General features: G+C 69.0%; 22 protein-coding genes. 11 read left to right on the forward strand and 11 right to left on the reverse strand.

Features of this window, described 5'->3' with window-relative positions:
• Positions 1-140 precede the first annotated feature (140 nt).
• A complete protein-coding gene (locus ACZ6YV_RS38185) occupies positions 141-1,295 on the forward strand; it encodes a molecular chaperone DnaK (protein WP_465514259.1) in 1,155 nt (384 codons plus the stop codon).
• Positions 1,292-3,652 carry a helix-turn-helix transcriptional regulator gene (locus tag ACZ6YV_RS38190; protein WP_465514260.1) on the forward strand — a complete coding sequence of 787 codons (2,361 nt, stop codon included), beginning with the start codon at positions 1,292-1,294 and terminating at the stop codon, positions 3,650-3,652. The genes ACZ6YV_RS38185 and ACZ6YV_RS38190 overlap by 4 nt, the downstream gene beginning before the upstream one ends.
• Before the next feature lie 14 nt (positions 3,653-3,666).
• On the opposite strand, the gene ACZ6YV_RS38195 is transcribed toward ACZ6YV_RS38190, so the two are convergent.
• Positions 3,667-4,275 carry a TetR/AcrR family transcriptional regulator gene (locus ACZ6YV_RS38195; RefSeq protein ID WP_465514261.1) on the reverse strand — a complete coding sequence of 203 codons (609 nt, stop codon included), beginning with the start codon at positions 4,273-4,275 and terminating at the stop codon, positions 3,667-3,669.
• Between the two features lie 123 nt (positions 4,276-4,398).
• Here ACZ6YV_RS38195 and ACZ6YV_RS38200 point away from each other — a divergent pair, with 123 nt between their 5' ends.
• The 6 genes from ACZ6YV_RS38200 (at position 4,399) to ACZ6YV_RS38225 (ending at position 10,133) form a co-directional block, all read left to right on the forward strand.
• The gene (locus ACZ6YV_RS38200) at positions 4,399-4,950 is read left to right on the forward strand and encodes a hypothetical protein (protein ID WP_465514262.1); all 552 of its coding nucleotides are present in this window, start codon (positions 4,399-4,401) and stop codon (positions 4,948-4,950) included.
• 96 nt (positions 4,951-5,046) lie between these two features.
• Positions 5,047-5,700, forward strand: a complete 654-nt coding sequence (locus ACZ6YV_RS38205) for a HEAT repeat domain-containing protein (protein ID WP_465514263.1) — start codon at positions 5,047-5,049, stop codon at positions 5,698-5,700.
• Entirely contained in the window at positions 5,687-6,694 is a 1,008-nt protein-coding gene (locus ACZ6YV_RS38210; RefSeq protein WP_465514290.1) for a HEAT repeat domain-containing protein, read from the forward strand. Before ACZ6YV_RS38205 ends, ACZ6YV_RS38210 begins: the two co-directional genes overlap by 14 nt.
• A 147-nt stretch (positions 6,695-6,841) precedes the next feature.
• Positions 6,842-8,023 carry an HNH endonuclease signature motif containing protein gene (locus ACZ6YV_RS38215; RefSeq protein ID WP_465514264.1) on the forward strand — a complete coding sequence of 394 codons (1,182 nt, stop codon included), beginning with the start codon at positions 6,842-6,844 and terminating at the stop codon, positions 8,021-8,023.
• A 396-nt stretch (positions 8,024-8,419) separates the two neighbouring features.
• Entirely contained in the window at positions 8,420-9,535 is a 1,116-nt protein-coding gene (locus tag ACZ6YV_RS38220) for a M28 family metallopeptidase (RefSeq protein WP_465514265.1), read from the forward strand.
• Between the two features lie 7 nt (positions 9,536-9,542).
• Entirely contained in the window at positions 9,543-10,133 is a 591-nt protein-coding gene (locus ACZ6YV_RS38225; RefSeq protein WP_465514266.1) for a maleylpyruvate isomerase mycothiol-dependent enzyme family protein, read from the forward strand.
• Here the strand turns inward: ACZ6YV_RS38225 and ACZ6YV_RS38230 are convergent.
• Genes ACZ6YV_RS38230 through ACZ6YV_RS38240 form a run of 3 tightly spaced genes read right to left on the reverse strand, consistent with a single transcriptional unit; the run spans position 10,130 to position 12,720 of the window.
• Positions 10,130-10,900: an ABC transporter ATP-binding protein gene (locus ACZ6YV_RS38230; protein ID WP_465514267.1), complete on the reverse strand. Its 771-nt coding sequence runs from the start codon at positions 10,898-10,900 to the stop codon at positions 10,130-10,132. The two genes, ACZ6YV_RS38225 and ACZ6YV_RS38230, sit on opposite strands and share 4 nt — an antisense overlap.
• Positions 10,897-11,898, reverse strand: a complete 1,002-nt coding sequence (locus ACZ6YV_RS38235) for an ABC transporter substrate-binding protein (RefSeq protein ID WP_465514268.1) — start codon at positions 11,896-11,898, stop codon at positions 10,897-10,899. Before ACZ6YV_RS38235 ends, ACZ6YV_RS38230 begins: the two co-directional genes overlap by 4 nt.
• A 12-nt stretch (positions 11,899-11,910) precedes the next feature.
• Positions 11,911-12,720, reverse strand: coding sequence for an ABC transporter permease (locus ACZ6YV_RS38240; RefSeq protein ID WP_465514269.1), 810 nt, complete (start codon positions 12,718-12,720; stop codon positions 11,911-11,913).
• 104 nt (positions 12,721-12,824) lie between these two features.
• On the opposite strand from ACZ6YV_RS38240, the gene ACZ6YV_RS38245 reads away from it, so the two are divergent.
• The 3 genes from ACZ6YV_RS38245 (at position 12,825) to ACZ6YV_RS38255 (ending at position 15,098) form a co-directional block, all read left to right on the forward strand.
• Positions 12,825-13,865: a LacI family DNA-binding transcriptional regulator gene (locus ACZ6YV_RS38245; RefSeq protein WP_465514270.1), complete on the forward strand. Its 1,041-nt coding sequence runs from the start codon at positions 12,825-12,827 to the stop codon at positions 13,863-13,865.
• Between the two features lie 138 nt (positions 13,866-14,003).
• On the forward strand, positions 14,004-14,258 hold the full coding sequence (locus ACZ6YV_RS38250; protein ID WP_093932065.1) for a hypothetical protein: 255 nt from the start codon (positions 14,004-14,006) through the stop codon (positions 14,256-14,258).
• Between the two features lie 45 nt (positions 14,259-14,303).
• The gene (locus ACZ6YV_RS38255; RefSeq protein WP_465514271.1) at positions 14,304-15,098 is read left to right on the forward strand and encodes an LmeA family phospholipid-binding protein; all 795 of its coding nucleotides are present in this window, start codon (positions 14,304-14,306) and stop codon (positions 15,096-15,098) included.
• Between the two features lie 31 nt (positions 15,099-15,129).
• On the opposite strand, the gene ACZ6YV_RS38260 is transcribed toward ACZ6YV_RS38255, so the two are convergent.
• The 7 genes from ACZ6YV_RS38260 to ACZ6YV_RS38290 all read right to left on the reverse strand — a co-directional run bounded on the left by ACZ6YV_RS38260 (position 15,130) and on the right by ACZ6YV_RS38290 (position 24,028).
• Positions 15,130-16,227 carry a peptidase inhibitor family I36 protein gene (locus ACZ6YV_RS38260; RefSeq protein ID WP_465514272.1) on the reverse strand — a complete coding sequence of 366 codons (1,098 nt, stop codon included), beginning with the start codon at positions 16,225-16,227 and terminating at the stop codon, positions 15,130-15,132.
• A 133-nt stretch (positions 16,228-16,360) separates the two neighbouring features.
• Positions 16,361-16,954, reverse strand: a complete 594-nt coding sequence (locus ACZ6YV_RS38265) for a hypothetical protein (RefSeq protein ID WP_465514273.1) — start codon at positions 16,952-16,954, stop codon at positions 16,361-16,363.
• Positions 16,951-18,564, reverse strand: coding sequence for a substrate-binding domain-containing protein (locus ACZ6YV_RS38270; protein WP_465514291.1), 1,614 nt, complete (start codon positions 18,562-18,564; stop codon positions 16,951-16,953). Before ACZ6YV_RS38270 ends, ACZ6YV_RS38265 begins: the two co-directional genes overlap by 4 nt.
• Positions 18,565-18,572: 8 nt before the next feature.
• The gene (locus ACZ6YV_RS38275) at positions 18,573-19,727 is read right to left on the reverse strand and encodes a toxic anion resistance protein (protein WP_465514274.1); all 1,155 of its coding nucleotides are present in this window, start codon (positions 19,725-19,727) and stop codon (positions 18,573-18,575) included.
• Complete coding sequence (locus ACZ6YV_RS38280; RefSeq protein ID WP_465514275.1) at positions 19,727-20,815, reverse strand: hypothetical protein; 1,089 nt, start codon at positions 20,813-20,815, stop codon at positions 19,727-19,729. The genes ACZ6YV_RS38275 and ACZ6YV_RS38280 overlap by 1 nt, the downstream gene beginning before the upstream one ends.
• 139 nt (positions 20,816-20,954) lie before the next feature.
• A complete protein-coding gene (locus ACZ6YV_RS38285) occupies positions 20,955-22,376 on the reverse strand; it encodes an ATP-binding protein (protein WP_465514276.1) in 1,422 nt (473 codons plus the stop codon).
• Positions 22,373-24,028 (reverse strand): NAD(P)/FAD-dependent oxidoreductase, encoded by a 1,656-nt coding sequence (locus tag ACZ6YV_RS38290; protein ID WP_465514277.1) that lies wholly within the window; start codon positions 24,026-24,028, stop codon positions 22,373-22,375. Before ACZ6YV_RS38290 ends, ACZ6YV_RS38285 begins: the two co-directional genes overlap by 4 nt.
• Positions 24,029-24,050: the final 22 nt, after the last annotated feature.

Raw genomic sequence — 24,050 nt, forward strand, 5'->3', positions numbered from 1 at the left:
ACATCGTTAGGGCGTTAGGGGCTTAACCGAGACGCATCCCGTTGGGTTTAATGCCAACCCTCACCCGGATGGGTCAAGCCATTCAGGTGAGTGGCCCTATTTGGTCCTTAGGGGCTGGTCATAGCGAAGGAGGATGCTCGTTGCCCTACGTCCTCGGCATCGATATCGCCTCAACCCGCACCACCGCCGCCACCTGCGTGAACTCCGGCGACGGCTGGGGCGTGCCCGAGCCGTCGTGGCTCGGCGCGCGCGGTCCGTCGGCGGCGTCCGCGGTGTTCCTCGACGACGACGGCTACCTGCTCACCGGGGACGCCGCCGTCGAAGCGGGCCGGTCCGCGCCCGCCCGGCTGCTGACCGGGTTCCACGAGCGGGTCGGCGACGACGTCCCCGTGATCGTCGGCGACGAGCGATTCCCGGCCGAATCCCTCAGCGCGGTCCTCGTGGACGCCGCGGTGGATCAAGCGGCCGAGCGCTTCGGCGAAAAACCGCGGCACATCGTGCTCACGCACCCTGTCGGCTGGGGCTCGTTCCGCCGTGACCTGTTGCGCCGGGCGCTGGCCGAAGCCGGATTCCCCCGCGCCGCACTGGTACCGGCGCCCATCGCCGCCCTGCACGCCTACCTCGCCCCGCAAGGCGACGTCACCGCCGGTATCTGCGAATTCGGCCCGGACGGCGCGGTGGTCACGATCGCCGCGGCCGGCGTCAACGGCTGGCAGCCGGTCAAAACGGTGGAAGGCGTCGAGCCCGGCGAGGCGGTCAGCAAGGTCTTCGAACTCGCGCACGGCGCCGGGATCCCGCCGCAGGCGCTGGCGGGCATCGTGCTCTGCGGCGAGGCACCACCGGTTTCCGGCCGCACTCCGTGCCCCGTCTTCGCTTCGAGCGACCCGGTGCTGACCGTGGCGACCGGGGCGGCCAACATCGCCGCACGACGTGACGTTCCTCAACCCGGCGGCCCGGGATCGAAAGCCTTGGCCGCGGTGGAGACCGTGGAAACCACCCTGCTCCCCCGGGTCGACACCCCGGAAGAGCTCACCGAGCGGCCCGAACGGCCGCCGGTCGACATCACCCCGTTCCCCTTGCCAGAACGCACCGGGGCGGCGAAACTGCTCAGCCGACGCAAGCCTCTCGTCGCCGGAGCCGCCGTCGTGGTGCTGGCCGCCAGCACCCTGCTGCTCACCCTGACCACTCGAGAAGCCACCGCGGACAAGGGTCCCGAAGCCCCTCCCACCACTTCGAGCTCGTGCGCGCCGCCCAACCCCGGCGCCACCCCGTCCAACCCCGAAGGTCGCTGTTGAACGCACTGCTCGACAAGCCCGGCATCATCCATCCGGGTGCCCGACGCCTGCTCGACGAGGTGACCACCGCCCCGGAACTCCCGGTGCGGGTCACCGTCGTCGCCCCCGGCGGGCACGGCAAGACCCATCTGCTCGGCCAGCTCGGACGCCACTACGCGGATGCCGGGGTCGAGGCGCTGCTGGTCGACGACGCCGACCAGCTCGGCGACGACGAGATCGCGAAGATCAAGGCGCAGGCGGAAGAAACGACCGCGCCCGTCATCCTGGCCTTCCGGCCGACCGCACGGACCACCACGCTGCGCGCGCTCGCCGACTCCTTCGGCAGGTCGGTGTCCTTGGGCACTTTCGGCGTCGACGACGTCCGCCGGCTCGTCGAGCACGCCGGCGGCGACGCGGCCACGGCCGAAGACGTCCACGTCAGAACCGGTGGCGTGCCGGGATTCGTGCTCCGCGCGGTCACCGGTCAGCTCGCGGACTTCCGCGGCGAACTGGAGCAGTTGGACGACGACGTGCACCGCTACCTGATCGCGGCGGAGGCGGGCGCGGGCCGGAATCTCGATCTCCTGGCGGCGCTGCTCAACCGCGATCACGAAGGCCTGCCCGAGGTTTTCGACGGTGCCAGGGCGACCGGGCTCCTCGGCGAGGACGACGTCCTGCTGCCGATCGCCGCCGAGGCCGTCCGCGCCTGGGGATCACCCGGACGGCGGCTGACCGTGCTGCAGCGGCTGCTGGAACTCCAGTTGCGGGACGGTCTTCCGGTCCTGGATCTCGCTCGTTCCCTGCTGGGAACGGGAAGTTCGGGCGCGAGCGCGGCGGCGGCCTTCGAAGCGGCCGCGCGTGAGGCGATGCCCGACGACACGAAACTCGCGGCGCGGTTCTACGAAGCCGCGTCCGAAGCCGGTGGGCGCGGTGCGGCGCTCACCGTCGGCTGGGCGCACGCGGCGGCGCTGGCCGGGGACCTCGACACCGCGCTCCGGCTCGGCGACGGCATGCTCGGCAGCACCGACGATCCTGATGCCGCCGACGCCAGAGCAGCGGGCGCCGAAGTGGCCGCGACCGTGCTGGCGCACCGAGGCGAACTGGCGCACAGCGCGGAGCTGTACCAATGGTCCGGCCGGGCCGGGTCGAAGGCGTTCGCCGCGATCGCCTTGCTGGGTACCGGAAAACTCGAAGCCGCCCGTGGCGTGCTGGAGACCCCCGAGGTCCCGACGCTGTTCGCGGGCGCCGCGTCACGGACGGCGCGAGCGATCACCGGATCGGTGTCCGGCTGCGGCGCCGAAACCCTGTCGGCCCTGCTGGGCGCGTCTTCGATGCTGGAATCGGCAGGCGCCCCCGCACCGCTCCCGGACAGCCCGGCCGCCCTCGCGGCGCTGGTGGGCCTGCATTCCGGCGAACTCGCGCTGGCCGAGTCGGTGCTGACCCGCGCGGTGAGCGGGCGGATCGGCGGCGACCTGCTCGCGAAACGGCACCGGCTGCTGCTCGGCTGGGTCGCGATGACCGCGGGCGACCTCAAGACGGCCGCGGCGGCGTTGATGCCCCCGGACGGTCTCGAAGCGCGCGACGAACTCTTCGCCGCCACCCTTCAACTGGGCCTGGCAAGACGGGCGAGCGATCTTCCCGGCCTGCAACGCTCCTGGGACCGGGCGTACCAGGCGTCGATGCGGCAGCAGCCGGATCTGTATTCGTTGCTGCCGCTGGGAGAACTCGCGATCGCGGCCGCGCGGGGCGGCGCGAGCGCCAAACTGGCCGGACAGCTGGAGCGGGCGCACGCCGTGCTCGACGCGCTCGGCAACCCTCCACTGTGGACAGCCACGCTGCGCTGGCACGAACTGCACGCCGCCATCACCGTCGAGGATCACACTTCGGCGGAGGACCATCTGGCCGCGCTGAACGCTTTCGCGCCGTGCGGACGCTATCCGGCGGCGCTCGCCGCGGCCGCGGCCGGCTGGCTCGCGGTGCTGACCGGGAGCTTCGATCCCGAAGCGATCACCGCGTCCGCGTCGGAACTGCACGAACTCGGGCTCTGCTGGGACGCGTCCCGGCTGGCCGGGCAGGCGGCGATCCGGACCTCGGACCGGAAGGCGATGGTCCACCTGCTCGAAGCGGCCCGGCAGTTCCAGGGGCGCGCTCCGGAACCTGCCGCGGCGACCGGATTGGGCGCGTTGAGCGAACGGGAACTCGAGGTCGCCCGGCTGGTCGTTGACGGGCTGACCTACAAGCAGGCCGGGAGCAAACTGTTCATCTCGGGGAAGACCGTGGAGCACCACATGGCCCGGATCCGGGGGAAACTCGGCGCCGGGGACCGACGGGAGTTGCTGGCCATGCTGCGGGAGCTGCTTCCCGCTGCTGAAGCCTGATCCGAGTCGAGAGGTCAGGCTTGCGCCGTGTCCGTCGGGGCCCCGGAAGCGACGTGAAGCCGTAGTAGGTCCTCGACCCCCTGGCGGAAGGTTTCACAGATCGGTTCGGGGTCGGACAGGCAGCCGGTGGCCATCGCTCCGTCTCGCATCAGGACGAAGCGCCGGGCGGCGAGTCCGGCCGGTGCTTCCCCGAGGCCGGCCAGCACCTCGGTGATGGTGCGCGAGAACCATTCGCGATGGGCGAGGACGGCTTTGTGCACGGGGTGGGCCGGGTCCGGGTACTCCGCCGCTGCATTGAGGAACGCGCAACCGCGGAAGCCGGGAGACCGGATGCCCTCCGCGATGCTCTCGGCAATCGCACGGAGAGTTTCGGGCGCCGGCAGCTCCTTGGCCAGGATGACCTCCACCTGGCCGCGGATGGCCTGGTCGGCCTCCTCCAGGTAGTAGACGATCAGGTCGTCCTTGCCGGGGAAATGCCGGTACAGGGTCGCCCGGGTCACCTTCGCCTCGACCACGATCCTGTCGATGCCGACGGAGTGGATGCCCTCCGTATAGAAGAGCCGGGTCGCCGTGGCGAGCAGCTTGGACCGTGCTTCTGAGGCTTGGCCGCGGACATTGGTCATTACCGGCATCTTACGGGATAGAACGTTCGGTCTTGACGTGATCACACCACGCTGCCAAGTTAGGTAGACCGAACGTTCTCCTCTCTTTGGAGATCCGGCCCTACCGACACTCAAGGAGTTCTCGTGAGTACCCGCACCGACGCCGCACCCGCCGCCCTCGCACCCGCTCTGCGGCGCTTGTACTTCACCCGTTTCGGCTTCGCCCTCGTGTGGGCCGGGCTGCTGTTCACCAGCGCGTCCAAGCTCGGGCCGATCAGTGTCGCGCTGCTCGTGCTGTACCCGCTGTTCGACGTCGCCGCCGCCGTCATCGACGTTCGCTCGTCGCAGGACACGAAGCCCGCGCTGGGCCTGTACGTGAACATCGCGATCAGCGGAATCGCGGGAATCGGCCTCGCCATCGCCGCCACCTCCGGCATCCCGGCGGTACTGCGGGTGTGGGGAGCTTGGGCGGTCGTGTCGGGCCTCGTCCAACTCGCCGTCGGAATCGGCCGCCGCAAACTGGGCGGTCAGTGGGCGATGATCGTCAGCGGGGCCATCTCCACCGTCGCCGGAACGTCCTTCGTCCTGCAGGCCACGCAGCCGGACGCGTCGCTGGTAAACCTGGCCGGCTACGCCGTCCTCGGCGGCGTGTTCTTCCTCGTCTCAGCGATACGCCTCGGCCGCTCGGCCCGATAACCGGCGATTCGTTCTTGACCTTGACATAGTGACAAGGCCTTCACTGGTGGGCAGGAGGTGATCCCCATCAACACGACACAGAGGACTTCACCGGACATGCGCCTGCTTGGCGCGTTGGGCTCCGAGAGCTCGTCGGCACGGCTCCAAGCGGCTCTGGCGGCCGGGACGTACCCGGACGTCGGGTTCGTCGACGCGCTCGTGGCGCGGTGCTCGATCGAGCCGGACTTCTTCGTGCGGGACATGCTGACCTGGGCGTTGACCCGCTTGCCGTCGGAGAGCACGGTGCCCGCGCTTCTGACGGAGCTCGGTTCCAAGGTCGCCCAGGCCCGCAGTCAGGCGTTGCACACGCTGTCCAAGATCAGGGACAGCACCACTTGGCCCGCGATCACCCTGTCGCTGCTGCACGACGCCGACGACGAGGTCGCGCGCAGTGCGTGGCGGGCCGCCGTCGTCCTCGTCCCCGACGGGGAGCGGAATCGGCTGGCCGGCGACCTCGCCGCTCAGCTCGGCCGCGGCGACCGGAAAATGCGGCTGAGTCTCAGCAGGGCACTCGTCGCACTCCGGGACGAGATCGAGCCCGCTCTGCGAGTGGGTTTCGCGAGTGCCGACCCCGAGGTGCGCGCGCACGCCCGCGCCACGGAGCGGCTCCTGCGCGACCCGGACGCCGATTTCGACCCTGCCGTCGACGAGGCGAAACGGATCGCCGCGCTCGGCCCGGAACGAGCCGGGGAACATGATGCTGATCGGTGAGGTGGCGCGCCGCTCGGGGGTGAGCAGCCGGATGCTCCGGCACTACGACTCCCTCGGGCTGGTGCGGCCGACGGGCCGGACCGTCGGCGGCTACCGCGAGTACTCCGACGAGGACATCCGCCGGATCTTCCACGTGGAGAGCCTGCGGACCCTCGGTTTGTCGCTGCGCCAGATCGGCCGCGCCCTGGAGGACCCCGCCTTCGAGCCGTCCGATCTGGTCGGCGACCTCATCCGGCGGACCGAGGAGCGCCTGCAACGAGAACAGGAGCTGCTCGATCGGCTGCGTGCGGTCGATGCCTCGGCCCCCTTCGGCTGGGAGGGGGTCCTGCGCATCGTCGAACTCCTGCACGGGCTCAACTCGCCCCACGCCGCGCGACGGCAGCAGACCGTCCTGGCCCCGGCCGAAGACGTGCCGTTGCCCACCGAGCTACTGGCCGGGGCGGTTCTCGCCGAAGCCGATCCGAACGTCGCCGGAGCCTTGCGGTGGGCTCTCGCGAGGGCGGGCGGTGACGGTGTGGCGAGCCTGGCGTCCGGCGCGCGTTCGGAGAACGTCGACATCCGGCGGCGCGCGGTCCACGCGCTCGCCGAGATGCCCGGTGACGAGGCGACCGCGGCACTGACGGAGGCGCTCGGCGACCCGGACGCGACGGTCCGCGGCCGTGCCGCGCTGGCCGTGGGTTCGCGTGGCCGGACCGCGGCCGTGCCGTCGCTCGTCCGCATGGTGGTCGAGGGCACGACCGACGTCGAGGCGGCCGAGGTCCTCGGAACCCTGGCACGGGACGCCGGGTGTGCGGACCGGATCATGAGCGAGCTGACCGGCGAGCTCGCCGCACCCGCCGCGGACCCCGCGACGCGAATGCGCCTCACCCAGGCCTTGGCCGAGATGCCGCCCGCTCTCGCGCAGAATGTCCTGCGAGACCTTGCCGAAGACGACGATCGTGCCGTCGCCCTCCTCGCTTCAGCCCTCATAGGGGTGCTCGGAAGTCGCGAGTGAGGTGATCCGCGGCAGCCGGTGGCGGGGTCCGGCCATCGCCCCGCAAAACCGACCGGCATATGTCGTGACAGGTAACCTCACGATCTTTTGCAAATCCGGCCGCGATTTTGATGGTCTTCGAATTTGTCTTTGCGTATCGTCGTGGCCATGACCACAACTCTCGCTTTTAATCCGAAAGCCGCTCGCTTTCTTGACACCGCGTTCGACGAAGAGATTCTGCTTCGTCAGGCGCAGGCGCGTCAGGTGCGCGCGTTAGCCGAATTCGCCGCTGTCGGTGGTTCGCGAAGATCGGCGACCGAGGAGGTCGCCTTGCGCTTCTCGGTCACCCGCAATCACGCGAGCCTGCTCGTCGAAACCTCCTGCGCTCTGGTCGCCCGCCTGCCGTTCACGCTGGCGGCACTGGATCGTGGCGATATCGACCTGTACAAGGCTTCCAAGGTCATGCAACTGACCCGGGAAGTGTCGGACGAGGTGGCGGCCCAGGTCGACGCCTGGCTGGACGGGCGTCTCGCCGATCGCGATCCCGGCGCGATCCGGGGTTCGGTGAGCTACGCCGTGCAGAAGTTCGACCCCGACGGATATCGCGAACGGGCCGCCAAGAAACGCGCTCTGCGGCATATCTCGTTGGAACACAAGGACGAGACCATGTCCACGCTCTCCGGCCATCTCCCCACGGAGGTCGCCGGTTCCATCTACGCCTCAATGAGCCGGGCCGCCCGAACCCGGCGGAACAAGGACAAATACCGGACCCTCGACCAGCATCGCGCCGATATCTTCGCCGAACGCCTGCTGGCCGAAGACGGTCACGGGAAGCCCCGGGCACACATCCATGTCTACGTCGACTACTTGACGCTCATCGGCGCGCGCAAGGACCCGGCGACGCTCGCCGGCTACGGGCCCATCCCCGATTGGCTGGCCCGCGAGATCGCGTCCGACCCCGATTCGACCTGGTCGCGGCTGATCACCAACCCCGCGACCGGCCAATTGCTCGAAGCCGGCGCCGACAAATATCGGGCACCGGCCTCGTTGGCACGGTTGATCATGGCCAGGGACCGCGAATGCACCCAGCCGGGCTGCCACGTGCCCGCGGAGTTCTCCGAGATCGACCACATCGTCCCCCGGGCCCGCGACGGCAAGACCGACCACCACAACTGCCACATGCACTGCAAGAGCCACAACCTGCTTCGCGAGGAACCCGGCTGGTCGGCCGAACCCACCGGCAACGGCGGCATGATCATCACCACGCCGAGCGGCGATACCTACGAGACAGCACCAGAGCCGTTCCACGATCCCCGCACGGAACCCGAGGACGAGACACCCTCGTCCTGAGCACGGGAACCGGCAGCCACGGTGCACGCCCGCCCGCTCATCCTTTCGCGGGTAGACGCCCGACGGCGGGGCGCGTAGGAACGAAGAATGGCTAAGGAAAGGTCCAGACGAGTTTTCCTGTCCACGTCCGCCGCACTTTCATCGACAGCACTGTCGGCAGTCGCTTTCGCTGGAGTCCCGGCCGGTGCCGAAGAACTGGGCGATCGCGGCCCCGGAGAAACCCTCTCACCACAACGACCCGACGCAGAACTACGGACGATTCTGCGGGAAATAGACGAACACCGCATCGAGGCCACCGTACGCCGGCTCGCCGCCTTCGGGACGAGGCATACGTTGTCGTCACAGACCGATCCCGTCCGGGGAATCGGCGCAGCCCGCGACTGGATCTTCGCGGAGATGAGGAGGTCCGCGGAAAAGTCGGCCGGCCGGATGAACGTCGAGTTGCAGTCGTACGTGCAGCCGCCCGCACCGCCCCGGATCCCCGTCGCCACCACGATCACCAACGTCGTCGCCACCCTGCGCGGATCCACCACGCCCGAACGGGTCTACGTCGTGTCAGGCCACTACGACTCGCGCTGTTCGGATCCACTCGACGCGACAAAGGACGCTCCGGGCGCCGACGACGACGCCTCCGGAGTGGCCGTCGTGATGGAACTCGCCCGGGTGCTGGCCACTCGCCGCCCGGCCGCGACCATCGTGTTCGCGGCGGTCGCGGGCGAAGAACAAGGCCTGTTCGGCGCGCGGCACATGGCCACGCAGTACAAGGCAGCGGGCACGAACGTCCAGGCGATGTTCACCAACGACATCGTCGGGTCGAGCAGGGCGGACGACGGGACCCGTGACCCGCGCACGATCCGGTTGTTCGCCGAGGGTGTGCCGACGTCGGAAACCCCGGCACAGGCCGACATCCGGCGCGCGGTCGGCGGCGAGAACGATTCGCCTTCCCGCCAGTTGGCCCGGTTCGTGCGGTCGGTCGCGGAGAACGACGCGACAGGCATGTCCGTGCGGGTGATCTACCGGCGCGACCGCTATCTCCGCGGCGGCGACCACATCCCGTTCCTGGAGCAGGGGTATCCGGCCGCACGGTTCACCGAACCGCACGAGGACTACGCGCACCAGCACCAGGACGTCCGGGTGGAGAACGGCAAGCAGTTCGGCGACCTGCCGGAGTTCTGCGACTTCCCGTTCATCGCCAGGGTCGCACGGGTGAACGCCGCCGCACTGTGGTCGCTGGCGACCGCACCCGGCGCGCCCGAAGACGTCCGGATCCGCACGAATCAGCTGACGAACGCCACGGATCTGGTGTGGCGGCACGGAACCGACCCGGATCTCGCCGGCTACGAAGTAGTCTGGCGGGAGACGACGGAGGCCGAATGGACACACGCGATCAGAGTCGGAGACACGACCGAGGCTAAAGTGGATCTGTCGAAGGACAACGTGTTCTTCGGTGTCCGCGCGGTCGGGAAGAGCGGCCGCCGCGGTCCGGTCGCGTTTCCGACACCTTTGAGCTGATGCCACGATGACAGTCACACCCGGCGACCTCGACGCGGCGATGGCGAGTGTCGTCGACGGACTACGTCAGGCGTCGGGTCGTGACTGGTCTGCGGCACCGGGCACCGGCGAACTGAACGCCTGGCGAACGGCCGAGCACCTCGGCGACTGCCTCATCTCCTACGCGGGACTGCTGATCGCGCGGCCGTCGACGCCGCGTTTCGTCTGCTTCGAATCCGTCGCCGATCAAGCGGCGACGCCGTCGGAACTTCTGGAGTTCATCACGGTCGGCAGCGGCATCCTGAGCGCGATCCTCCGCACGGCGGCCCCGGACGTGCGCGCCTTCCACCCGAGCGGATACGCCGACATCGAGGGCTTCGCCGGGATGGGCTGTGTTGAGGCTCTGGTCCACGGCGAGGACATGGCCAGGGGGCTCGGCGTCACCCTCGGTCCGCCGCGCGACGTCTGTTCGCGAGTGCTCGCGCGGATGTTCCCGGAGGTCGACGCCGACGATGTCGACCCCTGGGCGGCGTTGCTGTGGGCGACGGACCGGACGGAACTTCCCGGACGGCCCTCCCGCACCGGCTGGCAGTGGCGGGGCGCACCACTCGAGGGCTAGCCGAGCAGCCGCCGGATGTGCGCGGTGGCAGCGCTGAATTCAGGCCGCGCGAGCGTCTCCGAATACTCCCGTTCCTCCGGCAAGTCCACTGGGATCAGCTCCCGCACCGACCCCGGCCTGGCGGTCATCACCACCACCCGGTTCGACAGGTAGACCGCTTCGGCGATGGAGTGCGTGACGAGCAGGACGGTGGTGCCCGTTTCACCCCAGATCCGCCGCAGTTCGACGTTCATCTGCTCGCGGGTGAGCGCGTCCAGTGCGCCGAACGGCTCGTCCATCAGCAGCACCCGCGGCCGGTGCAGCAGCGCGCGGCACAACGCGGCCCGCTGCTGCATCCCTCCCGAGAGTTCGTGGGGCAGAGCGTCCTCGAAGCCGGCGAGTCCGGTCATGGCGATGAGTTCGTCGGCCCGGCGGGCCGCCTCGGCGCCGTCCATCCCGCGCATCTCCGCCTGCAGCAGGATGTTGCGTCGGACCGAACGCCACTCCAGCAGTGCCGCGCGCTGGAAGACGTAACCGATGTCGTGCCGCGGCCCGGTGACCGGTTCGCCGAGCAGCTTCACCGCGCCCGAAGACGGTTTGAGCAGACCGGAAACGAGCTTCAGCAGCGTCGACTTCCCGCAGCCCGAAGGCCCCACGATCGAGACGAACTCGCCGGGCTCGATCGCCAGCGAAACCCCGCTGATCGCCGTGACGTCGATTTTCTTGGACCGGAAGCGCACGGCGGCGGAGTCGAGTTCGACCGCGGCCGTCCTGAGTGTCACAGTCATCCCTTGGGTACCACGCTTTCTTCCCAGTACACGCCCGGTTCCCGCGCCTTGGAGATCACGCCGGTCCGCAGGAACGTGTCGATCGTCGCCTTCCAGGCCGCGGCCGAGTTCACGCCCGGCCCGGAACCCTTGGTCGCGTCGGTGTGCAACAACGTCACCGTGGTCTTGAACTGCTCCAGCAGCACGGCGGGCGACGGCAGCTGCTGCGAAGCCCCCTTCATCGTGTCGACGGCGGCCTGCGGATCTTTCTCCGCGGCCGACCAGGCCTCCGCCGTGGCGGCGACCATGCGCTTCACCAGGTCCGGATCCTTGGTGAGGGTGCTCCCCGAGGTGACCAGGCCGTTGCTGTAGTAGTTCAGCCCGAATTCGGAGAACCGCAGATAGGAGACTGGTTTCCCGGCCTTCTCCTGAATCGTCGGCCCCTGGTCGGAGGCGAAGCCGAGCAGGACGTCGACGCGGCCAGCGAGGACCGCGGCCATCTTGCCCGCCGGGTCGATGTTCTGGATCTCGACGTCGGTCTCGGCCATCCCGTTCTGCTTGAGGAAGGCGGGGAACGTCTTCGTCAGCGCGTCACCGGCGGTGGTGGCGACCTTGCGTCCCTTGAGGTCCTGCGGCTTGGTGATGTTCTCGTCCTGGAAGAACTGGACCGACGCGGGAGTGGTCTGCAGGAACACGCCGACGCTCTTCACCGCCACGCCCTGTTCGACGGCGACGGCCAGCGCGGACGTGTCGGCCCAGCCGAAGTCCGTCTGGCCGGCGGCGGTCGCCTGCACGGTCTTGCCGGAGCCTTGTCCGGCCTGGATCTTCAGGTCGATCCCGTGTTTGGCGAAGATCCCTTGTTTGACGCCGTAGTAGAAGGGCGCGTGTTCGCCGTACGGGTACCAGTTGAGGGTCAGGGTCACCGCCTTGGTGTCCGAACCGGTTCCGCTTCCCCCACCGCAGGCGGCGATCACCAGGGTCGCGGCGAGCAGGATGGCGAGTATCGCTGGTTTCCTCATCGCAACCCCTTGCTAGATGGTGGTGACGGCCTCGGCCCGGCGGCTCGCGTGCCACGGCAGCACGAGGCGTTCGGCGATTTCGAGCAGGACGAACAGGACGACGCCGACGACGGACATCACGATCAGCCCGGCGAACAGCATCGGGGTGTCGAGATTTCCGTTGGCCTGCAGGATCAGGTAGCCGAGTCCTTCGTTGGCGCCGACGAACTCGCCGACCACCGCACCGGTGACGGCCAGCGTCACGGCGACCTTGAGCCCCGCGAACAGCTGCGGCAGCGAGGCGGGGAACCGGATCTTCCAGAAAGTCTTGAGCGGACCGCCGCCCATCACCGACGCGAGTTGCAGCATCTCCGGGTCGACCGATTTCAGCCCGGTGACCATCGAGATCACCACCGGGAAGAACGCGATCAGCACGGCGATGAGGACTTTCGGCTCGAGGCCGAAACCGAGCCACACCACGAACAGTGGCGCGATCGCGATCTTGGGGATGACCTGCGCGAACAGCAGTACCGGGTAGACCGTCCGCTCCACGGTGGCCGACGACACCAGCGCCACCGCGGTGAGCACGCCGACGAGCGCGGCGAGCACGAAGCCCAGCACAGTCTCGTAGGTGGTGACCCAGGTGTGCTGCCACAGATACGGCCACTGCCCGATCAGGACGTCCATCGTGGCCGCGGGCGAAGGCACCAGGTACGGCTCGATGAGTCCGGTGGTGGCCGTCACCAGCTGCCAGAGGAGCACCAAGACGGCGAGCAGGGCCACCGGCCGCCATGTCCGTTCGAGCAGGCCTTCGGCCGCCTTGTCCCGGCGAGTGATCTTCATCGAACCTCCCGCACCGACCCCCAGGGACGAAAACGCTTTCTGAAAGCGCTTTCTGGCGTACCGTAGAATCCGCAGGCCACAGGGGTCAAGGGGGAGGAGCACGAATGGTCCAACAGGCCCAGAGCACCCTCGGCGACGTCGCGAAGGCGGCCGGGGTCTCGCTCGCGACCGCGTCCAGGGTGCTCAACGGCACCGCGAGCGTCGGCCCTGCCCTGCGCGACAGGGTGGAGCGGGCGGCCGAACGGCTGGCCTACTCCCCCAACGCGCACGCGCAGGCGCTGGCCCGTTCGACCAGCCGGACGGTCGGGGTGATCTGCCACGACGTCGGCGACCCGTACTTCGCCGGCATCGCGCGCGGGGTGATGCGCGCGGCGAACCGTCACGATCTCCAGGTCGTCCTCGGCAGCACGTTCCGCGACCCGGACCGCGAGGTCGCCTACACCTCGATGATGCGCGGACACCGCGTGCGGGCGATGTTGCTGATCGGCTCCGGCTTCGAGGACCAGGAGCGTCAGGAAGGCCTTCGCCAGGAGCTGGACCGCTACCGCGCCACCGGCGGACGGGTCGCGGTGATCAGCAGGCACCGCGGTCTGCGGGCCGACGCGGTCCTGCCGGAGAACAGGGAAGGCGCCGCCGACCTGGCGAGGGCCCTGCTCGGGCTCGGGCACCGCCGGTTCGCCGTGCTGTCCGGTCCCCCGCTGCTCACCACGGTCGTCGACCGCGTCGGCGGCTTCCTCGAAGCCCTCGCTGACGCGGGTGTCACGGTGGAGCGCGAAGACATCGTCGAGGCACCCTTCACCCGCGACGGCGGCTACGAAGCAGCTCAGCGACTCATCGGTCGAGGCCTGCGCGCCACGTGCGTCTTCGCCTCGACCGACGTCATGGCCGCGGGTGCGCTCGCCGCCCTGCGCGACCACGGTATCGGCGTACCCGGCGACGTCTCGCTCGCCGGGTTCGACGACATCCCGACGATCCGTGACCTGACCCCGCCGCTGACCACGGTCGCGCTGCCGTTGGAGGACCTCGGCGAACGGGTACTGGAGCTGGCGATGCTGCCGGACCGCGCCGGCCGCGCCCGGATCGAGCGAGTCCGCGGCCACGTCGTCCTGCGCGAAAGCACCGCACGCCTGCCAGACGGTTCCTGACGGTCACCGGTGCACTGCGAGGAGTACGTGGGTACGGCCGATCGGCGCAACTTGGCCGTTGAAACGTTTGTCACGACGGAATCCGGGAACTTTCGCGGCATGTCCAGATGGCGAACCACCAGTAGGAGCAACACGGCCGTGCGGGTCATCACCGGCATCGGCGCGCTGTTCGCTTTCATCGAGCTGCTGTACATGGTCATGGTGCTCGCGGGAGCCAACGCGGGCAACGGTTTCTTCATCTTCATCCAAGCGCTGGCCAAGCCGCTGGCGTTGTTCTGGCCGGGACTCTTCCCGGTGAGTGACCCGAATCTCGCGGTCATCCTCGACTACGGCCTGGCCGCGGCGTTCTGGGTGATCCTGGCGGGCGTGATCGCCCGTTTCGCGGCCCGCTGACCCCCTGCGGCGGCATTCGGCGTCCCGTTCGGCGACACTGGACGGATGAGCGACGGCAGATGGTTCGAGCTGAACCCCCTTCCCGAGCTGTTCGGCCTGGCCGCCGCCGGGCGGGCGCTGTTGCCGAATGTGCCCGTGACCCCGGCCGCGGTGCTGAAGACCGTGACCGAACAGCTGGTCGGGCGGCGGCTGACCACCAAAGTGGACGGGCAGGACGTCGGGCTCACCCTGACCGGGCTCGACTACCAGGCCGACAGCCTCAGCCTGGCCGCCACCGGCCGGATCGGTGACGTCCGCATCGTCGTCGAGGACGTCGATTGGCCGGAAACCCCGCTGAGGCGCATCACCGTCCTGGCGTCGAACGTCCGGCTCCGCTCGCTCCCGTCCCCGTCCGCCATCCCCGAACAGGTGAAGATGGCGATCCGGGTGTCCCCCGAAGTTCTTCAGGCGCGCGTGGCCGAAGTCCGGCCGGGCATCATCGTGACCCCCGGCGAGGACGGCCATTTCCACATCCGCTGGGAAAAGCGGCCCCGCTGGGGACATCTGGCGCTGGAGCCCACTGTGGAGGACGACGCCGTCGTGCTCCGGCCGATGTCCGTCCACATCGGACGCCGACGGTTCGGGCCCCCGGCGAGACTCAAGCCGATCGTGCTGCCCCTGCCGGAACTCCCGCGGGGGATCCGGCTCACCGCGGTCGAGGCGCACGACGGGCACTTCGTCCTGCACGCGCTGGCGGAGGAATGGCCGGAAAAGCTGTCCACCATCCCGCTCGGCGACCTCCTGGGCTGGGTGACGACCGCGGTGACCACGCTGACCCTGCCGCGGCTCGGCGGCCGATAGCCACGCGCGTGACCATCGGCCGCCGACCGGATCAGCTGTGCAGACGTCCCTCCGCGACACGCACCGGAGGCACGACAGGCGCAGCCGCGACGCTTTCAGCCTGCGCAGCGGCGGAGGACCGCACGAGCCCTGCCGACTTCCCGCACACCTTCTTCTTCTCGTCCGACGTCATCTTCTTGCCGACCGTCCGGGTCTGGCCGACGACACCCGGGGCCGGGCCTTCACCGCTGAAGTTCCAGACGTACCACTGGTTGTGGCCCCACCTGCGCTTGTCGTACCACATGTCATAGGAGCCGTCGGCCACCCGCATCACCGGTGAGCGGTCCAGGCCCGCCCAGTAGCCGGGGTTCACCTCGATCCGGGTCTCGACGTTTTCGCTGGTCTCCCAGCCCCATTCCTGGCCCCACGTGCGTTTGTAGGCGACCGACCAGTCGACGAGGAACTCGAAGCCCGCGCTCACGCTGATCTCGTTCGACACCGTGTTCTTCCCGCTGCGGGTGTCGCGTCTGCCGATCACCTGGGTGATCTTGTTGGCGCTGCAGTTGTAGACCGTGTCGACGCGGCCCCAGCTGCCGTAGAAGTCCTGGCCACGCTGGTCGACGTGGGCGTTGCAGTTCTTGGTGGCGCGGCCGCAGTCCTTGAGCAATTCGGCACGGGACGGCCCGCGCGAGTACACCACGGAACTGCCGCGGTCGTTCATGTTCGACCCGTAGTTGCCGCTGTCGTTGGCGTACCACTCCTGGGAGCCGCCCTGGTATTCGGCGTGCTCGTACATCGTGATGTAGCAGTTCTGGAAGGTCTGGAAGGAGGAGATCTTGTCGTTCCAGTCACCGAGGAAGCCGATGGTCTGGTTGGTGCTTTCGACGCACGGCGATCCGGTGATCGCGACGCTCGCGCCACCGAAGTTCGCGTTTTCGTACAGCACGCTGATCACCGTGGCGGAGGCGCCGACCTTGCCGGACGAGGCCGCGGCGAGGGACTCTCCGACGCTGTCGAAGCACCGGATCACCTGGGTCGCCGTATCGGCGACGCAATGGTCGCCGCGCTGCTCGGCGTTCGCCGGGACACCACCGGCGAGACACACCATGACCGCGGCCAGCACAGCCGCCCCGAGTCTGAGTTTGCGCACGTCTGAACTCCCTGGGAGAGACGGATACCGACCACGACCGGATCGGCGTCCTCCAGTTCAGCGCGGGAACTCCGGCTTGCCCATGCAGAACGACCGGCAGACTTCTTCTCGCTTACCGCTGATCGGGACCGTCTCAGGCCTCGCCTCGCTCGCGCAGGTATCGCGAGTGGTCAGCCTGCTGATGGACGTCGCCGGCGTAGAACCGTTCCGCGATGCGGTGCGCTTCGGTCTCCAGCAGTTCCAATTGCGCGAGGAGTTCCTCGGACGCGCTCGGCTCACCACCGGCCCGTCGTTTGGCGGCGAACCACCACGGCAGGTTGAGGTAGGTCTCCACGGAAAGCGGCAGGTCGGTTCGCGCCAACCGGGTGACGGCATGCTGGACGTCGGGGTTGGCCGTCCACCGCTCCGGCCGCGACAACAGGTCGTCGAGAATCCCGGCGATCCGCCGGATACCGTCCACAGAGGACTCCGGCATCCGCTGCGCCTGCGCGGTCACCTTGCCCACCAGCGCCTCGAGGTCCGCGCGCAGCTGCCCGGCCTCGGCGACGACGTCCACCGGTACCAACCGGACCAGCTCGGGCGGCGCGAACAAGGCGAACACCGCGTACAACCCGGCGATCACCACCGGCCACAGCCCGCCGACGACGCCGGTCAGGTACAGCGCGAGCCCGATCAGCCCGCCGACGCAGCCGGCGAGGTTCTTCGTGGAGCCGAGATACTTGATCATTGGTAGCCGCGGATTTCCTGGAACACCTTGGGCAGCACGTCGCCTCGCGCGTCGAACACGTTGCCGCCGCTGCGTTTCGCGACCTCGCCGAGTTCGGCGGAATCGCCCTCGCCGAAGATCACGGTGAACACGGGGATCTGCCGCATCACCTCCGGCAGCGACGGGAACTTCCGCTGGAAGTCCTGGAAGGTGGAACCGCTCGCGTTCTCCCCGTCGGTCATCAGCACGATCGAAGTGAACCGGTCCGGATCGCGCGCGACCAACGGGCCCATGATGTCGTACGCGCGCTGCAGACTGTCGTAGATCGCCGTGCCGCCGTTCGCGTCGAGGTCTTCGGCGAAGTGCTTGATCTTGTCCAGAGCGGGCTGCGGATCGCCTTCCGGCACCACGAACGTCTCCGGGCTGCCGGGCACGGTGTCGAACGGCAGCATCGTGACCTCTTCGCGGCTGCGGAACCGGCGGTAGCGGCCGGTCAAGGAGCCGTCGGCGCCGGTCAGCCCGATCAGCGCGGTGCGCAGCGATTCGATCCTGTCGCCCGCCATGGAACCGGAGGTGTCGAGCACGTACAGCGTCCGCGACGGACGCCGGATCTTGTCGAAGTAGGCGCCCAGCAACGCGTCCACGGCCTGCTGTGTCGCGGGAAACGGCAGCTCCACCAGGTCTTTCTGGGCGAACTGCTGTCCCAATTGGACACCCGGGACGACCGGACGACGTTGCGTGGTCTCCATGATCTTGCGCTGTGTGTCCGGCGTGCGCAGCCGCTCGGCCAGCTTGCGGTGCGCGTCCCGCGCGTCGGAATTCGCGCTCTGCAGCAACGTCAGCGGATAGTCCGCGGTGACGACACCGTCGGAGGGGTACACCAGCGTCAGCGGTTCGGGAAGCTTCCCGCTCGCGTTCATCGACAGCAGGACAGACTCGTAGTTGATCAGCCCGTCGACCTTCTTGCCGGGATCCTGACCGCTCGCCCGCCGCTGGTAGGCGTCGGAAAGCCAGCCGGACGAGCCCGCCGACAGCGCCTGCGCGCTGAAGAACTCGGTCAGTTTCGGGGTGACGGAAGCGATCTGCTGCGCGTCGATGGCGTTGCCCGCGCCCGCGAGCGCCGACGCGACCCCGACGAGTGCCGAGAAGCCGGAGTTCGACGCCGACGGATCGGTCATGCCGTAGGTGAACGCCTTCTTCCCGGCCTGCTCGGCGATCTCGCCCCAGCCGACCGGCCGCCCGGTCCAGCCGAGCCGCTGCGCCGCCGACGTGGACAGTCCGAGCACCACCGGCGAGCTCATGATCTTCACCTGTTCGCCCAGCCGTTTCGCCGCCTCCGGAACCGCCGCGGGGTAGCGGTTCGACGAGAACCAGACGGCGTCGTACTGGCCGTCCACCTTCCCTCCTCCGAGCGACTCGGTGCCTTCCAGCGTCCCGGTGAACTGGAACTTGACCTTGACCCCGATCGCGGCAGCCTCCTGCTCCAGCAGCGGCTGCATATCCGCCAGCTCGCTGCCCGCGAGCACCCGCAAGGTCCCCGGCTCGGCCTCCCCCAGGCCCCGCGTCCCGCCTTCGCTCGAACCGCAGGAAACCAGTGACAGCGCGCAAACCGCCGCCAGCGTGGCGATCATCCAACGTTTCACGATGCCCCCTCGGCCGTCGCCGTCTCGTGAGACCGGCGCAGATGGTCTTCGGCCCGCCGGATCTCCCCGGACAACGCCTCCACGGTCGCCGCCATCGTCGAGACGGCTCCCGCCTTGAACTCGTCGATCGCGTCGATGCTGCGATAGATCCGGTCGAACGACTCGCGGATCGTCGCCACCGCCACCGCCGGATCGCTGCCCGCGCGCTGGATCTCGGCGCTGCGCAGTTCCAGGATCTCGGCGTTCGCCCTGATCAGCCCGTCGGTGGTCGCCTGCACGGCCCGGACCTCGTCGAGGACGTCGCGCTGCCCGGCGAGCGCGCCGCTCACCAGCAGCGCGACCCGCAACGCCGCGACCGTGGTCGACACCGCCCGCTCGATCCCGCGGATAAGTTCGTCGTTGTTGCGCCGCACCAGGTCCAGCGCCAGGTAGCCCTGCGCGCTCACCGCGAGCTGGGTCAGCAGGTCCTGATGCCGCTGCCGGATCGGATGCAGCGCGTCGGCCCGCAGGGACTTGGCCCGCGCGGGATCGGTGAAGTCGAAGATCCCCGCCTGGCGGTCGACAGCCGTGTCGACGGCCTCGGCGAACGCAGCCGCTTCCGACAGTTTGCCGAGCGTCGCCCACAGCCGTTCCCGCTCGCCCTTGAGCGCCGCGTTGTCGCGCCGCAGGACGTCCTGCCGTGCTCGCAGGTCCAGGACCAGCGCGTTCACTGGCTCGTTGGCCGCGCGGTAGCGGTCCAGCGCCTTCTTCGCACTGCCCGCGACCGGGATCAACCCCATCAGCTTGCGGCCGGTGATCGGCAGTTTCGCCGGGTCGATCTCCGCGACGGTCCGCCGGAGCCCGGCCAGGCTCACGGTCGCCTGTTGTTGTGGTGACTCGATTTCCGCCAGCGCCCTGGTCGAACGGTCCAGCAGCGCCCCCGCGACGGTCGCCGCCGCGCGCATGTCCGACTCGCCGACCGCGAGCAGTTCGTCCAGCACGCGGGTGAACTCCGGCGATCGGACGTCGAGCGCTTCGAGCCGTTCGGCGAACTTCTCCGCGCGCCGCGCGACCTCGGCGTGGACCTCCGGCCCGAGAGTGACCAGGCCGGCCGCCCGCTCGGCCGGGATCGCCTCCACCGGTTCGGGTGGAGTGAGCGTGAAATCGTCCATCAGTACTGCTTCTTGACCGCGTCGAGCAGACGCTCCAGCGTCTCGTACGACGGCGGCTCGACGGCGTCCACCAGATCGGCGGGCACCGGCGCCTTGGCCGCGGCGACGACGTCGGCGAACAGGCGCGGGTCTCCGGTGCGGAAACCGAACGTGGCGGCCAGTTTCCCCAGCTCCGGGTCGGTCGCCAGCAGCCTGCCCACTTGGTCGCCGTTCGGCTTCAGCGGGACGAGCGTGTGCTTGGAGTACACCGTCGGCGCCGTGTAGAGCAGGCGCATGTCCGGCCGGATCGAGCCGTCGGCGCGGACCAGCCTGTCGACGAACTGCGACTCGTAGATCAGCGCCATCGGCGTCTTGCCCATCCCGGCGGCGAGGTAGTCCTCGAACGGGCCTTCGGTGCTGTTCTGCGTGTAGCCCTGGTCGATGAACAGCTTCGACACCCCCGGCAGCACCTTCGCCTCGGCCTCGGGCGTGCTGACCACGTTGTTCCCGTTGGCGACGAAGGAAACGATCGACAGGTACATCGCCGCCGAGTTCGATTCACGCGGGTCCGTGGTCGTGACCAGCACGTTCTTGCGAGCCGGGAAGGCGGTGTTGCCGGGGAGCTGGTCCCAGCGCGTGCCCTTCTGCGCGAGTTCCAGGTACTTCGCGATGTCGAGCACCTGGTAGTCCCCGGCGCCCTTGCGCACGATCCCGTTGGCGCTCAGGAGGTTCACGATCGGCTCGAAGGTCGCGACCGCCATCGGCGACTGGAACGGGGTGTGCACGCCGGTCACCTTGTGGTCGCGCTGGATCCGCTGCGCGGCGGGTGACGAGGACGGGAACGCGAACTCGTACGCGCCGAGGTCCATGCTCGCGATCTGCCGCGACCCGGCGGTGTCCACCTCGACCTTCAGGCCGTGCTTGGCGAACGCGTCCGCCACCCGCTTGTCGGAGAAGAAGGCCAGCTTCTCCGACCCGATGACGCCGCGCACCGTGGTCAGATCCGTTCCCCGCGCGGTGTTCTCGTCACCGCCCCGGCCCCAGACGATCACGGCGACCACGGCCAGCAGCAGCACCACTGCCAGACCGATCGACAGACGGCGTTTCACCGGCCCACCCCCTCGTTCACCGGCTTGATCCTTCAGCCCGTTCGACTCTTTTGACGCGCGGGCGAGCCATTTCGAAGTGAACGATCGATGAACGAAAGGAGTCGTCAGTTTCTGACGAAACGTTGGGATAGAAGGAAAATCAGATCACGGACTGCTCCGAGACCGGCAGGCACACGGTGAACCGCGTGTCGCCCGGCGCCGAGTCGACCCGGAGGTCGCCCTGATGCCGTTCGACGACGATGCGCCAGGAGATGTCGAGGCCGAGCCCGGTCCCCTGCCCCACCGGTTTCGTGGTGAAGAACGGCTCGAAGATCCGCTGCCGCACCTCCGCCGAGATCCCCGGCCCGGTGTCGCCGATCTCGACGTGCACGTGATCGTCCACTCTGGACGTCCGCAAAGTCAGCGTGCCCTCGGATCCCATGGCGCCCAGCGCGTTGTCGATGACGTTCGTCCACACCTGGTTCAGCTCGCCCGCGTACGCCGGGATGCTCGGCACCGTGTGGTCGTACTCCTTCACGACGCGGATGCCCGGCGCGATCTTGCCCGCCAGCATGACGAGGGTGGAGTCGAGCCCTTCGTGGACGTCGATCCACTGGTGCGGCGCGCGGTCCATCTGGGAGTACTGCTTGGCCTTGCCGACCAGCACCGAGATGCGGGTCGTCGAATCCTCGATCTCGCCCATCAGCATCTCGGTCTCGAGCGCGTACGCGAGCCAGCGGACGGCGCCGTCGATGAAGGTCTCCCCGACCGAGTCGAGCAGCCTGTCCAGGTCGGGCACGGTCAGCCCGGCGCGGACGTAGATGTCAGCGAGGTCCCAGCCCTGGTCGATGCCGTGGTCGTCGAACCAGTCGCCGATCTCGTCCTCGCGGTCGGCCTGCTGCATCGCGGTCAGCTTCGGCGCCGAGGAGACCTGCTTGACCAGCTGTTCCTGGATCTCCAGCAACTGCTCCAGCAGCGTCGGGTCGACGTTCTTCTTCGCCAGCATCGCGAGTTTGTGCCGCATCCCGGCGACCCGCTCCCGCAGCGACGCCGTCGCGCGGACGGCGGCGGCGGCCGGGTTGTTGAGTTCGTGGGTCAGCCCGGCGGAAAGCTCCCCGAGCGCGAGCAGCCGCCGCCGCGAGCCGATCACGGTGTCGCTGTTGCGCCAGCCGAGGTACATGCCCTCCAGCAGATGCGTCGCCATCGGGAACCAGCGGCGGAACTCGGTGGCGAACTCGGCCGCGGGCAGCGTCAGGAAGGTGAGGTCGCTGACGGCGTGCACCGAAGCGCCGTAGGTGTGTTCGGTCTCCTGGTGCACGAAGAACTGCGTCGCACCGCAGTACGCGCCGCGCTGGTCAGACCGGGTCGTCTCGACCTCGGTGCCGCCGACGAGCCGCGTCATCCGCAGCGCGCCGGACAGCAGGAGGTAAAAGCAGGTGGCCGGCTCGCCCTCGCGCATGACCGTGGTGCCGCCGGTGTACCGCTCCAGGACGGCGTGCTCGTCGATCCAGTCCAGCTGTTCTTCGCTGAGGTGCTCGAAGAGGAAGAGCCCTCGCATTTCTTCCCTGGGTAGAACGCTCACTGCTCCTCCAGATAACGGTGAACCAGGGTGACGGCCATCGCGCCTTCGCCGACGGCCGACGCGACGCGCTTCACCGACGCGGCCCGGACGTCGCCCGCGACGAACACGCCGGGGATGGACGACTCCAGGTAGTGCGGGTCGCGATCCAGCGTCCAGCCCGGCGGTGGGCCGCCATCGGTGAGCAGATCCGGGCCGGTCCGCACGAAACCGTGGTCGTCGCGCTGGATCTCCGTGCCGAGCCAGTCGGTGCGCGGCGCCGCGCCGATGAAGATGAACAGGTGGCCGGTGGGCACGGTCTCGGTCGCGCCGCCGTTCTCGCACAGGGTCAGCTGTTCGAGGTGATCGTCGCCGTGTGCCTCGACCACCGTGGTGCGGGTGCGGACGTGGATGTTCCCGATCGCGGCGATCTGTTCGATCAGGTAGTGCGACATCGACGCTTCGAGCGACTGGCCGCGGACGAGGATGGTGACGTCGGCGGCGTGCTTGGAGAAGAACACCGCCGCCTGGCCCGCCGAGTTCGCGCCGCCGACGATGTAGACGTGCTCGCCCTTGCACTCGGGCGCCTCGGTGGCGGCCGAGCCGTAGTACACGCCGCTGCCGGCGAGCTCGGCGACGCCGGGAGCCTCCAGTGCGCGGTAGTTGACGCCGCTGGCGAGCACCACGGAATGCGCGGAGATCTCGGTCCCGTCGCCGAACAGGACCACTCGTGCGGAACCGCGCGCCTCCAGGCCCACGACGTCGCGGGCGGTGAGCACCTCGGCGCCGAACTTGAGTGCCTGCCGCCGCGCGCGGTCGGTGAGCTGCGCGCCGGAAACACCGTCCGGGAAGCCGAGGTAGTTCTCGATGCGGGAGCTGGTGCCTGCCTGCCCGCCGGTGGCCTTGCGCTCGACGATCACCGTCCGCAGCCCCTCGGACGCGCCGTACACGGCCGCCCCGAGCCCGGCGGGCCCGCCGCCGATGACGATCAGGTCGTAGAACTCCTGCGCGGGGCGCGTGGACAGCCCGACGGCGTCGGCGAGTTCGGGTCCGGACGGCTGGCGCAGCACCGTGCCATCCGGCGTGACCAGCACCGGGATGTCCTGGGGCGCCGCGTCCGCCGCGTCGAGGATGCGGCGGCCCTCGTCGTCGTCGACGGAGTACCAGCGGTACGGCACGGCGTTGCGCGCCAGGAAGTCACGCAGGTGGAACGACGGCGACGAGTACCGGTGGCCGATGAGCTTGATCTCGTCGACCGGCCGCTCCCCCACCGCGCGCCAGGTCTCCACCAGCGCGTCGATGACCGGGTAGAGCTTCTCCTCCGGCGGGTCCCACGGCTTGAGGAGGTAGTGGTCGACGTCGACGACGTTGATCGCCTGGATCGCGGCGTCGGTGTCGGCGTAGGCGGTCAGCAGCGCGCGGCGGGCGTTCGGGAACAGGTCCATCGCCTTCTCGAGGAAGACGATGCCGTCCATCTGCGGCATCCGGTAGTCGGCGAGGATCGCGGCCACGGCGTCCCCGCGCAGCTTGATCTCGCGCAGGGCTTCGAGGGCGTCGGCACCGGAATCGGCCCGGATGATCCGATAGTCCTTCCCATACCGTTTGCGCAGGTCGCGGGCGACCGAACGGGACACGGCGGGATCGTCGTCGACGGTCAACAGGATCGGCTGGCTCACCGGTTCAGCCTAATCCCTATTA

Source organism: Amycolatopsis sp. NPDC102522 (assembly GCF_055584485.1).

Bases quoted from the DNA above. Each gene is read 5' to 3' on its own strand.
- ACZ6YV_RS38270 (WP_465514291.1), bottom strand. From the start codon at position 18,564: ATGATCGCCACGCTGGCGGCGGTTTGCGCGCTGTCACTGGTTTCCTGC.
- ACZ6YV_RS38195 (WP_465514261.1), bottom strand. From the start codon at position 4,275: ATGACCAATGTCCGCGGCCAAGCCTCAGAAGCACGGTCCAAGCTGCTC.
- ACZ6YV_RS38225 (WP_465514266.1), top strand. From the start codon at position 9,543: ATGACAGTCACACCCGGCGACCTCGACGCGGCGATGGCGAGTGTCGTC.
- ACZ6YV_RS38245 (WP_465514270.1), top strand. From the start codon at position 12,825: ATGGTCCAACAGGCCCAGAGCACCCTCGGCGACGTCGCGAAGGCGGCC.
- ACZ6YV_RS38230 (WP_465514267.1), bottom strand. From the start codon at position 10,900: ATGACTGTGACACTCAGGACGGCCGCGGTCGAACTCGACTCCGCCGCC.
- ACZ6YV_RS38240 (WP_465514269.1), bottom strand. From the start codon at position 12,720: ATGAAGATCACTCGCCGGGACAAGGCGGCCGAAGGCCTGCTCGAACGG.
- ACZ6YV_RS38220 (WP_465514265.1), top strand. From the start codon at position 8,420: ATGAGGAGGTCCGCGGAAAAGTCGGCCGGCCGGATGAACGTCGAGTTG.
- ACZ6YV_RS38215 (WP_465514264.1), top strand. From the start codon at position 6,842: ATGACCACAACTCTCGCTTTTAATCCGAAAGCCGCTCGCTTTCTTGAC.
- ACZ6YV_RS38235 (WP_465514268.1), bottom strand. From the start codon at position 11,898: ATGAGGAAACCAGCGATACTCGCCATCCTGCTCGCCGCGACCCTGGTG.
- ACZ6YV_RS38205 (WP_465514263.1), top strand. From the start codon at position 5,047: ATGCGCCTGCTTGGCGCGTTGGGCTCCGAGAGCTCGTCGGCACGGCTC.
- ACZ6YV_RS38275 (WP_465514274.1), bottom strand. From the start codon at position 19,727: ATGGACGATTTCACGCTCACTCCACCCGAACCGGTGGAGGCGATCCCG.
- ACZ6YV_RS38210 (WP_465514290.1), top strand. From the start codon at position 5,687: ATGCTGATCGGTGAGGTGGCGCGCCGCTCGGGGGTGAGCAGCCGGATG.
- ACZ6YV_RS38265 (WP_465514273.1), bottom strand. From the start codon at position 16,954: ATGATCAAGTATCTCGGCTCCACGAAGAACCTCGCCGGCTGCGTCGGC.
- ACZ6YV_RS38255 (WP_465514271.1), top strand. From the start codon at position 14,304: ATGAGCGACGGCAGATGGTTCGAGCTGAACCCCCTTCCCGAGCTGTTC.